General features: G+C 72.5%; 3 protein-coding genes and 2 tRNA genes. All 5 read right to left on the reverse strand.

What is annotated here, in order from left to right; all coding sequences use genetic code 11:
* Window positions 1-42: 42 nt before the first annotated feature.
* The 5 genes from ACG00X_RS05255 to ACG00X_RS05275 all read right to left on the reverse strand — a co-directional run bounded on the left by ACG00X_RS05255 (window position 43) and on the right by ACG00X_RS05275 (window position 15,389).
* Window positions 43-1,482 (reverse strand): caspase family protein, encoded by a 1,440-nt coding sequence (locus ACG00X_RS05255; protein ID WP_394486952.1) that lies wholly within the window; start codon window positions 1,480-1,482, stop codon window positions 43-45.
* A complete protein-coding gene (locus ACG00X_RS05260) occupies window positions 1,479-12,959 on the reverse strand; it encodes an autotransporter-associated beta strand repeat-containing protein (RefSeq protein ID WP_394486953.1) in 11,481 nt (3,826 codons plus the stop codon). Before ACG00X_RS05260 ends, ACG00X_RS05255 begins: the two co-directional genes overlap by 4 nt.
* Window positions 12,960-13,021: 62 nt before the next feature.
* Window positions 13,022-14,791 carry a ShlB/FhaC/HecB family hemolysin secretion/activation protein gene (locus ACG00X_RS05265; protein WP_394486954.1) on the reverse strand — a complete coding sequence of 590 codons (1,770 nt, stop codon included), beginning with the start codon at window positions 14,789-14,791 and terminating at the stop codon, window positions 13,022-13,024.
* Between the two features lie 377 nt (window positions 14,792-15,168).
* A tRNA-Arg gene (locus tag ACG00X_RS05270) sits at window positions 15,169-15,245 on the reverse strand.
* Between the two features lie 67 nt (window positions 15,246-15,312).
* A tRNA-Arg gene (locus ACG00X_RS05275) sits at window positions 15,313-15,389 on the reverse strand.
* Between the last annotated feature and the right edge of the window lies 1 nt (window position 15,390).

The following is a 15,390-nucleotide window of genomic DNA, read 5'->3' on the forward strand; positions in this document are numbered from 1 at the left end:
AGCGCGCATCGCCACCGCAGCAAGGCCGATGGCGTCACGCGCTCATTTGCGCCGGTTGTCCAGCGACGGCGGCGGCGTGTAGCCCAGCTGCCTGGAATGTGCATCCCACCGAGCCGCTGCCAGCGGCTGGTCCAGCCGGCGGTAATGCAGCGCCAACTCGTAGCTGGCGATGCCGTTGCCCAGCTCGGCCGCGTACTGCATCCAGCCCTCGTAGCGCGACAAGCCCGGGCCACTGTCGGCCCGTGTCGCCCACCGCCGGCCGATGCGCGCGGCGGCGTCCTTGTCGCCCCTGGCCGCCCGGGCCAGCTCGGCGACGTCCCGCTCCGCGAGCCCATCCGTCGCAAAGGAACTGCGGAACAGGCGGATGTCGCCCCGCGCCAGCAGCGCCGCCGACTCGCCGGCCCCTTCGCGGGCCACCAGCGCCGCGCTGCGCAACTTGCTTTCGGGATAGGCCGTCATGAAGGCCTCGGCCCGGCGGCGCAGGTCCGGTGGCCAGGTGGTGGCCTGCAGAGCCTGCCAGTCGCGCGCCTCCTCGGCCGAGCCATAGCGCTGCGGCACCGCATCAGCAAGACCGGCGGGGCCCTGCGCCGCCACCGGCTCCGCCTGGCGGGCCAGCAGCATCGGCACCGTGGTGCCCTCGGCGATGAAGGGGTACTGCGCGAACTCCCGGACCAGCGCCACCGGGTGGTTCTCCATCGTGCGCTGCGTGTCGAGCTTGGCCAGTCGCATCACGTCGGAGAACGTGAGCTCGTCGGACGCCTGGTTGATCTGGCGCACGAGGGCCGCCGTGAAAAAGGTGCTGATGGTGTCTGTCGTGGGCGCGAGCGCCGGTTTGCCGGCGCCGGTGGAGAACACGATGAGGCAGCCCTGCGGGGCTTCCACCTGGTTCAGGCCGTCGGCCGGCGACGACGAACTCAGGCCCGTGCGGCAGGCGTCGATGACGGCGATGAGCTGCCCGCGAGCCGGCCTGGGCAGCCGGCGCACCACGTCGCGGCCCAACACTGTGCTGCCCGCCTCGACGGTGCGCAGCGCCGACGCCGGGTTGGTGTTGGCCGACACTAGCAGGTTCTCGGCATCCACCTGAGAGCCGTGGCCGCTGAAGTAGAAGAAGACGACGGCGTCGTCCCCCACGCCCGCCACGCGCTGCGCGAACGCGCCGATGGCGTCGCGCATCTGGGCCAGGCCCATGTCGACATGGGCGCTGACCTCGAACCCGCGCCGCGCGAGGGCGTCTTCGAGGTCTTTCACGTTCTTGCCCATGGAGGGCAGGTCGTAGGGCGGCGGGTAGTCGCGGTTGCCGATCAGCAGCGCCAGGCGCGCGCCGCCGGGCTGCGGACTCGGCAGTGCGCCGGCCAGTCGCGGCGCCATCCAGCTGGTGGCGGCCGCTGCCGGCCACTGCATGAGCTCGCGGCGGCGCAACCGCCGGCCTTGCCCGGGTTGATCGGCGCAGGCGCGCTGCGCACGGCGGGTTTCCTCGGTCATGGCTGCTCCTTCGCGACGGGTGGCTGCGCTGTGGGCGTGGCCTGCGGCGTGCCACCACCGCAGGCCATCGAAGCGCTCGAAGCGACGCAGGACTCCGGTCCGGCGACCGGCTTGCCCAGGCCCGACTGGGTGGTCGCCGGCTGGCCAGGGCCCACCTCGGCGATGATGCCCGCGCGCAGCCGCGGCGCAACGTTCTCCGTGCGCACCGTCTCCTCGAAGCGTTCGCGGCGCGACCCCTCCGAGACGGCAGCCACCGCGGCCAACGAACCGCTCAATTGCGGGGTCGCCGGCAGCACGCGGTTGTAGCTCACCGGCACCTCGGTCGCGATGGCGGCACCATCATGGAAGAAGCGGTAGCCCGCCGCCGTCACCGGCTCACCGCCCAGAAACACCGCCGTCGCACCCTGCGCGCCGCCCTTGGGCAACAGCTGCACGAAGCCGGCTGACAAGCTCTGCTCCGGCGTCGCGTTCGCCCCCTTGACGCCCACGGCGACCCAGATCAGGTGGTCGGTATCGCCATGGCTGCCGGCGGTGCTGAAGGCTTCGGGCAACAGCGTCAGCCGCAACCCGGGCGTCGACAGCTGCGTGCCAAAGGCCGCATCGTTGTACCAGAGGCGAGCCCGGATGACGCTCGCGGGGTCGGGTGTCGCCAGCGTGCCCGCCGTCAGCCGCACCAGGTCGGCGTCCAGGCCCCGCCCGCCGACCTGCACGCCCTGCCCGGCCAGCGTGATGCGCTGCTGACGCGCGATCTCCACGCCGTTGACGGTTGCCGTGTTCACGGCCCAGGGCTGCCCCCAGGCCGTGCCGGCCAGCGCCTCCACGCCGCCCGTGAACTGGTTGGACGTCTGATTGAGGCTGATCGACCCCGCATCCGCCTGCAGGCTCAGCAGTGCGCCACTGCCGACCGCCACGCGGCTGTTGGCACCCTGCGTGATGACGTCTGCGGCGGCCTGCATGGCGGCACGGCCTCGCAGCGGGTCGAGCGCCTGGGCCTCCTCCACCGCCGCATAGCCGCTCGGCGCCGCATGGGCCTGCAGCACCAGCGTGCCGCCGCCGAGTTGCAGCACGCCGTCCTGGCGGGCATCCCCGGTGGCCGCGCCGGCGCTGGCGCCCAATTGCAGCCGGCCGGCGTCCACGCGGCTGGCACCGGCACCCGCCTCACCCAGCCGAACCGCGCCGAGCGTCAAGTCGCGCCAGGTGTCGGCCGCAGACTTGCCCGCCGAGAGTTCGAGCACCCCGGCAGTCACCGACAGCGGCTGCGAGCCCCAGCTGTTGCCGTCGCTGAGCGCGGTGATGGCGGCCCCGGGCGCCGTCAGCGTGATGGGCCCCGCCGCCGTGACCGTGACACCGCCCCCGTACCGCTGTGCGCCCGTCGTCGTGACCGAACCATTGAGCGTCACACGGCCATCGGCGCTGATTCCGGCGATGGCCTCATCACCGCCCAGCTCCAGCGCTGCCGTGCCGGCCACACTGACCGGCGTGGCGTCCGGCAGCCGCTGCGCGGCCGATGTGCGCAAGGTGCCGGCCAGCACCCGCGTGCTGCCAGTCCAGTCGTTGCCCGCGGCCGTCAGCACGAGAACACCGCTGCCGACCTGCTCCAGCGCGCCGCGCCCGGTGATGGCGTTGCTCACCGTCAGCGTGTCGCTGCGGGCGAACTGCAGCGTGCCGTCGTTGCGCACCGCACCCGTGCCGAGCGACCCCTGGTTGCCGATGCCCACGCGCAGCGTGCCCGCGCTCACGACGGTCTCGCCGTAGCTGTTGCTGCCGGCCAGCGTCAGCACGCCGTCGCCCTGCTTCTCCAGCGTGCCGGTGCCGCTGAGGCTGCCGCTGAAGCGGTCGCCGTCACCGGCGCTGCCGGCGCCACCGGTCGCGAGCCGGAAGCTGTCGAGCCGCACGCTCGCCCCGCGGCCGGCGGCGGCGGCCGGGTCCAGGTCCGCCAGGCTGCCGACCGTCTCGTTGCCACCGATGACCCAGCTGACGTTGTTGGCCAGGCGCAGTGCGGTGGCGTCGCCCAGGCGCTCGGCCTGCGTGGTGTGCAGCGTCGCGCCGCCAGCGATGGTCAGCGTCGGCGCGCTCAGCGTACCGGCCAGCGTGAGCGTGCCGTCGCTCACCACGGCGCCCGTGCCGGCCGTGACGGCGCCGTCGATGCGGCTGGCCTGCTGCGACTGCAGCGTGCCGGTCGACAGCGACAGCGCCAGGCTGCCGCTGTCCAGCACCGTCGTGTCGGCTGTCAGCGTGCCGGCACCATTCGCCACGCCGGCCAGCGTGATGGCCTTGACGCGCTCGGCGCCGCCCAGCGTGAGCACGGCGCCAGCGTCAACCGCCAGCGTCTGTGTACCCGCCAACTGATCGGCACCCATGGTGCTCAGCGAGCCGCCGCCAGCAACGCGAAGACTCGGCGTGCTCAGCGTCCCGCCGACCGTCAGCGTCGTCGTCGCGCCCCCAGCGATGACGGCGCCGGTGAGCGCCCGCACCGGCGCGGCCAGCGAACTGGCGCCTCGGGCAACGAGCGTGTCGGTCGTCAGCGGCGCGGCCAGGGTGCCACCATCGACGACGCTGGCGCCGGCCACCGTCAAGCGGCCTTGACCCGCGCTGCTGCCCGCGAGCACGCCGAACAGGTTCAGCGCCGACACCTGTTCATCAGCCGCCAAGGTCACACGCGCCCCCTGGGCGACCTCCAGCGTGCCAGACACAGCCAGCCCGCCGGCACCCAGCGTGGCCAGCGCCGCGCCGTCCAGCACTTGCAGGGTCGGCGTCACCAGCACGCTGCCGGCCTGCAGCGCCAGCAGGCCGTCCACGACGGTGGCAGCCGACGCCGCCTGCACGGCCGCCCCGAGGCTGCTGGCGCCTTGCGAACGCAGCGTCTGCGTCGTCAGGCCGGTGCTCAGCGTGCCGGCGCTCAGCACGGCCGTGTCCGTGACCCTCAAGCTGCCGGGGCCTGCCAGCGTGCCGCTCAGCGCGAGCCGGTTCACGGTCTCGGCACCGCCCACGGCGAGCGTGCCTGCCACCTGCAAGGCCGAGCCATCGCCCAGCCCGTCCGCCACGCCCGCCGCCGTTGCCAGCGTGGCGCCGCTGTCGACGGCGATGGTGACGCCACTGCCGCCCGGCGTCGTCAGCCGGCCGCTGGCACCACCAACCGTGAGCGTGCCGTCCGTGACCGTCGCACCGCCCGTGGCCAGCACCGCCGCGTTGAGAGCGCTGGTGCCGCTGCTGGTGAGGCGGCCCGCCGTCAGGCCCGCGTTCACCGTGCCGCCGCTCAGCACGGCCGTGTCCGTGACGTTCAACTGGCCCGCGCCGCCCAGGGCGCCGCTCAGCGTCAGCCCGCCCACGGTCTCGGCGCCGCCCACGGCGAGCCCGCCGGCGACACGCAGCGCCGAGCCATCCCCCAGCCCGTCGGCCACGCCCGCTGCGGTCGCCAGCGTCGCGCCGCTGTCGACGGTGATGGCGACGCCGCTGCCGCCCGGTGTCGTCAGCCGCCCGCTCGCGCCGCCGACCGTGAGCGTGCCGTCCGTGACCGCTGCACCGCCCGTGGCCAGCACCGCGCCGTTGATGGTGCTGCTGCCACTGCTCGTGAGGCTGCCTGCCGTCAGGCTCGCATTCACGGTGCCGCTGGTGAGCGTGGCCGTGTCCGTGATGTTCAGCCGGCCCGCACCCGCGAGCGTGCCGCTCAGCGTCAGTCGGTCCGCGGTTTCCACCCCACCGACAGCGAGCGTGCCGGCCACGCGCAGTGCCGAACCATCGCCCAGGCCATCGCTCACGCCGGCCGCCGTGGCCAGCACCGCCCCGCTGTCCACGGTGATGGCCACACCGCTCGCGCCCGGCGTCATCAGCCGCCCGTTCGCGCCGCCGACCGTGAGCGTGCCGCCCGTGACCGTCGCACCGCCGCTGGCCAGCACCGGGGCGTTGATCGCGCTGCTGCCGCTGCTCGTGAGGCTGGCCGCCGTCAGGCCCGTGTTCACCGTGCCGCCGCTCAGCGTCGCCGTATCGGTGACATTCAACTGGCCCGCACCGGCCAGCGTGCCGCTCAGCGCCAGCCGGCCGACCGTCTCGGTGCCGCCCACCACGAACGTGCCCGCGACGCGGAGTTCCGCGCCCTCACCCAGGCCGGCGGTCACGCCGGCTGCCGTCGCCAACGTCGCCGGGCTCTCGACCGTGATCCCCACGCCGCCCGTCGTGAGCCGTCCGCTGGCCCCGCCGATGGTGAGCGTGCCGCCCGTGACCGTCGCGCCGCCCGTGGCCACCACCGCGCTGTTGATCGCGCTGGCCCCGTCGCTGCTCAGGCTACCTACCGTCAGGCCCGTGTTCACCGTGCCGCCGCTCAGCGCCGCCGCGTCCGCCACCGCCAGGCTGCCGGCGCCACCGAGCGTGCCGCTCAGCATCAGCCCGCTGACGGTCTCGGCGCCGCCCAGGGCCAGCGTGCCCGCCACGCGCAGCGCCGAGCCGCCGCCCAGCCCGCCCGTCACACCGGCCACCGTCGCCAGCGTGGCGCCGCTGTCGACGGCGATCACACCGCCAGCGGTGGTGAGCTTCCCACCCGCACCGCCGACCGTCATCGTGCCGCCCGTGACCGTGGCGCCGCCGGTGGCCACGACCGCCGTGTTGATGGCGCTGATGCCGCTGCTCGTCAGGCTGCCAGCCGTCAGGCCCGTGTTCACCGTGCCGCCACTCAGCGTCGCCGTGTCCGTGACGTTCAAGCCACCCGCACCACCCAGCGTGCCGCTCAGCACCAATCGGTGGATGGTCTCCGTGCCGCCTGCGGCGAACGAGCCCGCCACCTGCAGTTCCGAACCATCGCCCAGGCCATCGCTCACGCCGGCCGCTGTCGCCAGCGTGGCCCCGTTGTCGACGCGGATGGCGACGCCGCTGACACGCGGCGTCGTGAGCCGCCCGCTGGCGCCGCCGATCGTGAGCGTGCCGCCCGTGACCGCCGCGCCGCCCGTGGCCACCACGGCCGCGTTAATCGCGCTGCTGCCGTCGCTGCTCAGGCTGCCGGCCGTCAGGCCCGTGTTCACCGTGCCACTGCTCAGCGCCGCCGTGTCGGCGACATTGAGCGTGCCCGCACCGCCCAAGGTGCCGCTCAGCGTCAGCCGGCCCGCGCGCTCGGCGCCGCCCACGGCGAGCGCGCCTGCGACGCGCAAGGCCGAGCCATCGCCCAGGCCATCGGCCACGCCGGCGCCAGTCGCCAACGTGGCCCCGCTGGCGACAGTGATGGCAACGCCCGCGACGCCAGGCGTCGACAGCCGCCCGCCGGCACCGCCCACCGTCAGCGTGCCGTCCGTGACCGTCGCCCCGCCGGTAGCCGCCACCGCCGCGCTGATGACACTGGCCCCGCTGCTCGTGAAGCGGCCCGCCGTCAGGCTCGCGTCGACGGTGCCGCTGCTGAGCGTGGCCGTGTCCGTGACGTTCAGCTGGCCGGCACCGGCGAGCGTGCCGCTCAGCGCCAAGCGGTTGACGGCTTCCCCCCCGCCGACGGCGAGCGTGCCCGCCACCCGCAGTTCCGACGCATCGCCCAGGCCATCGGTCACGCCGGCCGCTGTCGCCAGCGTGGCCCCGCGGTCCACGGTGATGGCGACGCCGCTCACGCCCGGCGTCGTCAGCCGCCCACTCGCACCGCCGACCGTCAACGTGCCGCCCGTGACCGTCGCGCCGCCGCTGGCCAGCACCGCGCCGTGAATGGCACTGGCGCCGCTGCTCGTGAGACTGGCCGCGGTCAGACTCGCGTTCACCGTGCCGCCGGTGAGTGTGGCGGTGTCTGTGACGTTCAGGCGGCCGGCGCCCGCGAGCGTGCCGCTCAGCGCCAGGCGGTTGACGGTTTCCACCCCGCCGACGGCGAGCGCGCCCGCCACGCGGAGGTCAGAGCCATCGGCCAGGCCATCGGTCACGCCGGCCGCCGTCGCCAGCGTGGCGCCGCTGTCGACCGTGATCGCCACGCCAGCCGTCGTCAGCCGCCCGCTCGCGCCGCCCACCGTCAGCGTGCCGCCCGTGACCGTCGCGCCACCGGTGGCCAGCACCGAGCCGTTGATGGCACTGGCACCGCTGCTGGTGAGGCTGCCTGCTGTCAGGCTCGCATTCACCGTGCCGCCGGTGAGCGTGGCGGCGCCCGTCACGTTCAGGCGGCCGGCGCCCCCGAGCGTGCCGCTCAGCGTCAGTCGGTCGACCGTTTCCGTGCCGCCGACCGTGAGCGTGCCCGCGACGCGCAGTTCCGGGCCACCGCCCAGGCCGTCGGTCACCCCCGCTGCCGTCGCCAGCGTTGCACCACTGTCGACCGTGATCCCCACACCAGCCGTCGTCAGCCGCCCGCCCGCGCCGCCCACCGTCAGCGTGCCGCCCGTCACCGTGGCGCCGGCCGTGGCGATCACCGCGGTGTTGATCGCGCTGATGCCGCTGCTCGTCAGGCTGGCCGCCGTCAGCCCCGTGTTCACCGTGCCGCCGCTCAGCGTCGCCGTGTCCGTCACGTGCAGGCTACCCGCACCACCGAGCGTGCCGCTCAGCAGCAGCCGGTCGACCGTTTCCGTGCCGCCGACCGTGAGCGTGCCCGCGACGCGCAGTTCCGGGCCGCCGCTCAGACCATCGGTCACCCCCGCTGCCGTCGCCAGCGTGGCGCCGCTGTCGACCGTGATCCCCACACCAGCCGTCGTCAGCCGCCCGCTCGCGCCGCCGACCGTCAACGTGCCGCCCATCACCGTGGCGCCGGCCGTGGCCAACACCGCCGTGTTGATCGCGCTGATGCCGCTGCTCGTCAGGCTGGCCGCCGTCAGGCCCGTGTTCACCGTGCCGCCGCTCAGCGTCGCCGTGTCCGCCACGCTCAGGCTGCCGGCGCCGCCCAGCGTGCCGCTCAGCGTCAGCCGGTTGACGGTCTCGGCGCCGCCCAGCGCCAGCGTGCCCGCCACACGCAGCGCCGAGCCGTCGCCCAGCCCGTCCGTCACGCCGGCCGCCGTCGCCAGCGTGGCGCCACTGTCCACGGTGATCGCACCGCCAGCGGTTGTGAGCTTCCCGCCCGCACCGCCAACCGTCAGCGTGCCGCCCGTGACCGTGGCGCCAGCCGTGGCCAACACCGCCGTGTTGATCGCGCTGATGCCGCTGCTCGTGAGGCTGGCCGCCGTCAGCCCCGTGTTCAGCGTGCCGCCGCTCAGAGTCGCCGTGTCCGCCACGCTCAGGCTACCGGCGCCGCCCAGCGTGCCACTGAGCGTCAGCCGGTTCACGGTCTCGGCGCCGCCCAGCGTCAACGCGCCCGCGACCCGTAGCGCCGAGCCGTCGCCCAGCCCGTCCGTCACGCCGGCCACCGTCGCCAGCGTGGCGCCACTGTCCACGGTGATCGCACCGCCAGCGGTCGTGAGCCTCCCGCCCGCACCGCCAACCGTCAGCGTGCCGCCCGTCACCGTGGCGCCGGCCGTGGCCAACACCGCCGTGTTGATCGCACTGGTGCCGCTGCTCGTCAGCAGGCCTGCCGTCAAGCCCGTGCCGACGGTGCCGCCGGAGAGCGCTGCCGTGTGCGTGACGTCCAACGGCCCCGTGCCATTCAGCGTGCCCTTGAGCAGCAGGCTGCTGATGGTGGCCGGGCCGCCCAGGGTCAGCGTGCCGTCGACATCGAAGCTGGCGCCCGCGTCGATCTGACCGGCGGCCGTGCTGACCAGCGCGGCACCCGCGCCGACGTGGGTGGCGGCCGAGAAGACGCCGCCGGTCAGCGTCAAGGTGCCGGCCGACACCGTGGCGTCCTGAGCCGCCACGCCGGTCGACAGGCTGCTCGCCCCGACGCTCGACAGCTGGCCGGCCACCAGCGCGCCGCTGCCGCCGAGGGTGGCACCGTCGAGCGACACCGAGGCCACGTTGGCAGCCCCGCCGAGGACCAGCGAGCCCCCCTGGATGTGCAGGCTCGATGCGGCGCCGAGCTGGCCTGGGGCCGTGGTGCTGAGCGTCGCGGCGCCGACGCTGATGTCGCCGCTGAGCTTGCCACCCGCAGCCACCGCCAGCGCCCCCGCGTTGATCGTGGCCTGCGTGGCCGTAACGTCGGCCGCCAAGGTGCTGGCCCCGCCACTGGTCAAGCTCGCGGCGGTCAGCGCCGCCGCACCGGCGACCCGGCCGCTGTCGAGCGTCAACGCTTCGATGCGTTCCGCGCTGCCCAGCATCAGCGTGCCGCCCACGGTGACGTCGGAGGCGTCGTCCAGCGCATCGGCGTTGCCCGCCGCCGTCGACAGCGTGGCGCCGGCAGACACGAACAAGCGGCCCCTCAAGCGGCCGTGCGATCCGACGGTCAGGGTCCCCGCCAGCACCTGGGTGTCGCCGCTGTAGCCGGCGACGCCGTCCAGCGTCTGCCCGTTGCTGCCCTGCTTGACCACCTGCAACGCGCCGCCCTGGCCGGCCGCGCCGCTGATCTGCCCGGCGTACGTTGCCGGCGTGCTGCCGTTGTCACCCAGCGTGAGCCGGAAGCTGCCAAGGGAGGTGCTGCCGCCTGCAGAACCACCACCGCTGAGCGCGCCGATGGTCTCGCTCGCAGCCAGCACCAACTGCACGCCGGCCGTGTCGGCCAGCACCACGGCACCGGCTGTCGCGTTGGGCCCGGCGCCGGGGTCGGCAATGGCCACGCCACCCGTGAGCGTGAGCCGGCCGCCGCTGACGGTGGTCGCGCCCGTGTAGCTGTTCGCTCCTGCCAGCGTGAGCCCGCTCGTCGCACCACCGGTCTTCGTCAGCGTGCCGGTGGAGGCGCCGTTGTTGCCGATGGCGCCGTGAATGGTCAGCGTCTTGGTGTCGGCGACGTCCACCGTGGCGCCGCTGCCCAGCAGCACACCCCGATCGGCGTCGAGCGCCACGTCGCCCATCACGCGCAGAGTGCCGCCTGCCAACACGAGCTGGTTCGCGGTGACGACGCCGGGCGCCGCCCCCAGCGAGCCGTCCGCCGCGATGCTCAACGTGCCGCTGTCGATGCGCGTCGCGCCGGTGAAGCTGTTGGTCGGATGGGTGAACACTTGCGTGCTGCTGCCTTGCTTGACCAGTTGCACCACGCCTGCCTGGCCCGCCGCGCCGGTGATCTGCCCGTTGTACGTGGCCGTCGCGTTCGAGTTGTCGCCCAAGGTCAGCCGGAACGCGCCCAGGTTGATGTCGCCGCCACCGCTGAGCCCACCGATGGTCTCGTTCGCGGCCAGCACCAGTTGCACGCCCGCCGTGTCGGCCAACGCGATGGCACCCGCGCCAGCGTCGACGCCGGCCCCAGGATCGGCCATGGCCGAGCCACCGCTGAGCGTGAGCTGGCCGCCGTTGACCGTCGTGAGGCCCGTGTAGGTGTTCGCGCCGGCCAGCACGAGCTTGCTGGTCGCACCGCCTGTCTTCGTCAGCGTGCCGGTGCTGGCGCCGTTGTTGGCGATGGCACCGTGGATGGTCAAGGTCTTGCCAGCCGCCACGTCGAGGGTCGCCCCGCTGATGCCCGACGTCCCGGTGCCCAGCACCACGCCCCGCTGGGCATCGAACGTGACGTCGTCGGTCACTTGCAGCGTGCCCCCCGCCAACACCAGTTGATCCGCCGTGAACACCCCGGGCGTTGCGCCCAGCGCGCCTTGCGCCGCGATGCTCAGCACGCCGTCGCTGACCGTCGTTCCCCCGGTGTAGGTGTTCGAGCTGCCGAGGGTCAGCGTGCCGCTGCCGGCCTTCGTCAACACGCCATGCTGGATCAAGGACCCCGTCACCTGCGAGCCCGCCGCCGAATGCGACACCGAAATGCCGCCGCCCGTGCCGGCGCTCACACTGTTGAGCACCAGCGTCGTCGCGTTGACGATAGAGACGGCGCCCGCCGCGTTGCTGGTCGTGATCAGGCCGGTCGATGCCGTCGCAGTTGCGCCGCCAGCCGCCAGGTTGACCGGGCCGCCGCCAGCGTCCAGCGTGATGCTGCCGGCTCCCGCGTTGATGTACTTGTCCGCCGCCAGCGTGATGCCCCCCACGCCGCTGGTGAGGGAGATGTTGCCAGCGCCCGTCGTGCTGACGTTGTTGTTGACCGCAATCGCGTTGCCTGCCGTCATCGTGAGGCGGGCGCCGCCGGTCGTCAGTGCGATCGCGTCGGTGACGGTGATGTTGTTCGTGGCCTGCAGCAGCACGTTGCCGTGAACCGCTTCCAACGCGGCCGGCGCCACGCTGAGGTCGCCCGCCGGCGTTGCCGCGATGCCCGAATAGGGGGCCGCCCCGCCAGCGACGACAACCAGGTTGGTCGGGTCGAGCAGCCAGTTCCCACCCCGGCCGTTCAGGCCGCCGTCGACCCGCACGCGCCCCTTCTGAACGCCCAGCGCGACCTTGCCCGATGTCTCGACCTGCCCGCCCACCGTGCCCACCCCGGCGGCGCGCGCATCGATCGTGCCATCGAAGCGCGTGCTGCCGTCGGACCAGACGACCACCCTGCCACCCTGGCCTTGCGCCGTGGCGCGGGCACTCAACAGCGCGCCCTCCTGCACCGTCACGTCGGTGGCGTTGTGGACGTCCTGCTCCTTGCCCTGCCAGCCGCCACCCACGCGCAAGGTGCCGCCACCCGCCGCGCCATCCGCGGCGATCACCGCCTGCTCGCCCACCGTCACCCTCTGGCCGAGCACCGCGATGTCGCCACCACGCTGCCCCGCAACCTCGGACGCCGCGTCCAGCGTGCCGTTCACCACCGTGGCACCGGCCGTGCCGCCGTCGATGACGATGCGACCGCCCTGCCGCGCCAGCCCGCGCGCGCGGACCACGCCGTCCAGGTTCAACACCGTGCCGGCCAGCGCGCTGCGCGCCGCAGCGCGCACCTCCGCCAGCCCGGCATCGGCCTGCACCAGGCCGGCCAGGTTCACGCGAACCTCCTGCCCGGTGTTGCGTGCGTTGAAGAAGACCAGCCCGTCGCCGTCGAGATCCACGTCCACCGCCCCGGCCGCAGCAATGCCCACCCGGCCCGCGACCACCCGTGCGCCTGGCGCCACTTCCACCTGCGGCGCCACCAGCGCGATCGTGCCCGTCGCGCGCAGTTCGCCCTCCACTCGAATGGCGCCGGCGTCGGCGTCGGCCTGCAGCGACAGCCGGGCGCCCGGCGAGCCCGCCAGCGGGTTGGCCCCCAACCTGAGCGTGGTGGCCACCAGCCCCCCCACATCGACCTGCGCGCCGCTGCCGAACAGGATGCCGCGCGGATTGGACAGGAAGACGCGGCCGTTGGCCTGCAGCGTGCCGAGAATCTGTGAGGGATCGGCCCCGCTGACCGTGTTGTATAGCACCGAGCTGGCCCCCGGCTGCTGAACCCGCAGCACCTCACCCCCGGCGATGGAGAACGTCTTCCAGTCGATGGCGGCCGTTGGCGTGCTCTGGACGATGAGCATCTGGCCTGCGCCGGGCGTGCCGATCTGCGCCTGCCCGCTGCCGACCACGCCGCCCGTCGGCAAGGCCCAAGCCACCGGCGAGAGGGCGATGACTGCAGCCAGACAGATCGGCCGGATCGACGTGCGCGGGTGGCGACGGCGGGGGCTGCGGATGCTCATCTGACGCTCCTGTTCAATCTCCGCGACGGGGCGCCAGCCTGGCGTGGCGCCACGACACCGCATCACAAGTACTTGCTGAACTGCATGTAGAGGCGCGGGCTGCGCACCACCGGGTCCGACTTCGGCGTGCCATGCGTCGCCCAGGCTGCGCTCACTCGCAGCGCGTACGCGCGCCCCCGCGCCCAGGACAGCGCCAGGCCAGCGCCGCCAAAGGACTCAGCGTTCACGAAATTGGCCGGGCGCTGCGATGCGTCGTGGCGCAACTTCACCCGAGCCGCGTCATAGAAGACGCTCAGCATCGACTCACGCGCGAACCGGCCCAAGAACTCCCATTGCGGCACGAGACGTAGCTCCACCGTGCCGAGCCAGCCGCTGTCGCCCGTACCTTCGCCCGGCGCGAACGACCGAACACCATCCGGGCCTCCGGCACGGAACTGCTCGCTGGTATCCAGGTTGGAGAGCGCATGCTGCCCACGAACCGCCGCATACATCAGCAGCTGAGACGTGATCAGGTTCTGGAGCCTGTTGAACGACAGCGTGAGCTTGCGAAAGGTCTGGCCGTCATCCAGCCCTGCGGGCCGCCCGTCGGCATAACGCACACGGCCTGCGGCGAAATTGATCTCATAGGAATTCACGCCCCCACTGAGCAGCCCATCGCGGATGTCACCGGTCGACCCCAACGACACACTGTTGAGGCTGCGCCGGTCCTTCACACCGGCCAGCTCCTTGCGGTCCGTCGAGTTCGTCTGCTGCAGCGCCGCCACCAGGAACACGTTGAGATTGCGCGAGCGCACCCACGGATACAGCGCAAAGGCGTTGACGGCGACCGCATCGCCGTTCACGCCCAGCGGGAACTCATCGTCGTCGAGCTGGTAGCGGATGTAGGACAGCGAACCGCCGACCTTGATGCCACTGCCGCCCAACGGCAGCGAGTAGCTGCCGAGCGCAAACGCCAGGCCGCCGTTGTAGGACGCGAGGCCGCTCACGGTCATCGCGTCGCCCCGCGCGAGGGGGCTGTCCCATGCCCACGTCGCGCCCAGGCGGTAGGTGCCCAGAAAGCGCGAGCCCGTCGAGTCCACATCCAACCGCCCCGCCCGTGAAGGATCGACGTCGGGCGTCACGACGAGCTTCGACGTGCCAGGGCGATCCCCGGGCTGGACGTCGAACCGCACGGTCACGCCGCGCAGGTCGTTGACGAGGAACACCACCCGCTCGACATCGCGCACCTTCAGAACGGCTCCGGGTTGCAGATGAGCCAGGTAGGCCTCGATGACCTCCCGCTTCACCGGCATGGGGCCATCGGGCCAGAGCAACACGACGCGGTCCAGCCGCCCCTCGACGACCTCGATGCGGATCTGGCCGTCCTGCGGCGACTGCTCCGGGATGTACGCATAGGCCAGGTAGTAGCCCAGCTCTCGGTTCAGAAACCGGGTGACGTCATCCGCCGCGTTGATGAGGTCTTCGAAGTGCTTGCCGGCGCCCACATAGGGCGCGGTGATGCGGTCCAGCGCGGCGCGCAGTTCTGCCGGCGCGTCGTTCGCCACCACGTACCGGTGCACGTCGATGGTCAGGGCTTCCGGCTCAGCCAACTGCCGCGGTGCACGACGGGTCTCCGGCAACTGGGCAGGGTCCGTCACCACGGCGCGCCGAGGCGTCAACTCCCCCGGCGTCGGCACGACAGCGGGCGTCTGGCCCACCGCGACACCTGCGGCGAGCAACGCGCTGACCCCGATCATCCCCACAGCGCGGCATCGGCGCCCGGCACCGGCACCGGCAAGTGGATCTGAAAAAGCCCTCGAACCGTTCGGCGGCATACCGGCCGTCTGAGTCATGCGTCCCTCCGCGCGCCTGGCCATCTGCGTATCGTTCAGATGGGTAACTCGGCAGGCAGGCTAGCCGGACAACTGCAGGCACGCACCCCACATAGTGATGACGAGACTCAGCCCTGCACGCAGGGCGTATTCCTTGCCGCCACGCTGCAGCGCCGATCCGCCAAAACGCCGTCCACCTGACCCCACCAAGCGTGGATAGCGAGGAAGGCACCACATCGCCATGACCAGGCGACGCTGTTGGCTACATGCGCGCTGCGCGATTCGCCAGGCTTGCAGGGGGCAGAGCGCCAAACTCAAAGCAAAATAAAACAAAGAGTCGAAAAACAAAACGGGCTAGCGCCTTTCGGTGCTAACCCGTCAATTTCTCTTCTTGTTGTTGGTGCGGCTGGCAGGATTCGAACCCACGACCCCTTGGTTCGTAGCCAAGTACTCTATCCAACTGAGCTACAGCCGCTAATGCTTTACGGTGATCAGGCGACCGGCAGGTGGATGCTACCGATCATGACTTCTCTTCTAATTTTTGGTGCGGCTGGCAGGATTCGAACCCACGACCCCTTGGTTCGTAGCCAAGTACTCTATCCAACTGAGCTACAGCCGCT

This window comes from Pelomonas nitida, from assembly GCF_043555975.1.
Taxonomy (GTDB): Bacteria; Pseudomonadota; Gammaproteobacteria; order Burkholderiales; family Burkholderiaceae_C; genus Pelomonas; species Pelomonas nitida.

Excerpts from the sequence above, each read along its gene's own strand:
- ACG00X_RS05255 (WP_394486952.1), bottom strand. The coding sequence starts at position 1,482 with ATGACCGAGGAAACCCGCCGTGCGCAGCGCGCCTGCGCCGATCAACCC.
- ACG00X_RS05265 (WP_394486954.1), bottom strand. The coding sequence starts at position 14,791 with ATGACTCAGACGGCCGGTATGCCGCCGAACGGTTCGAGGGCTTTTTCA.
- ACG00X_RS05260 (WP_394486953.1), bottom strand. The coding sequence starts at position 12,959 with ATGAGCATCCGCAGCCCCCGCCGTCGCCACCCGCGCACGTCGATCCGG.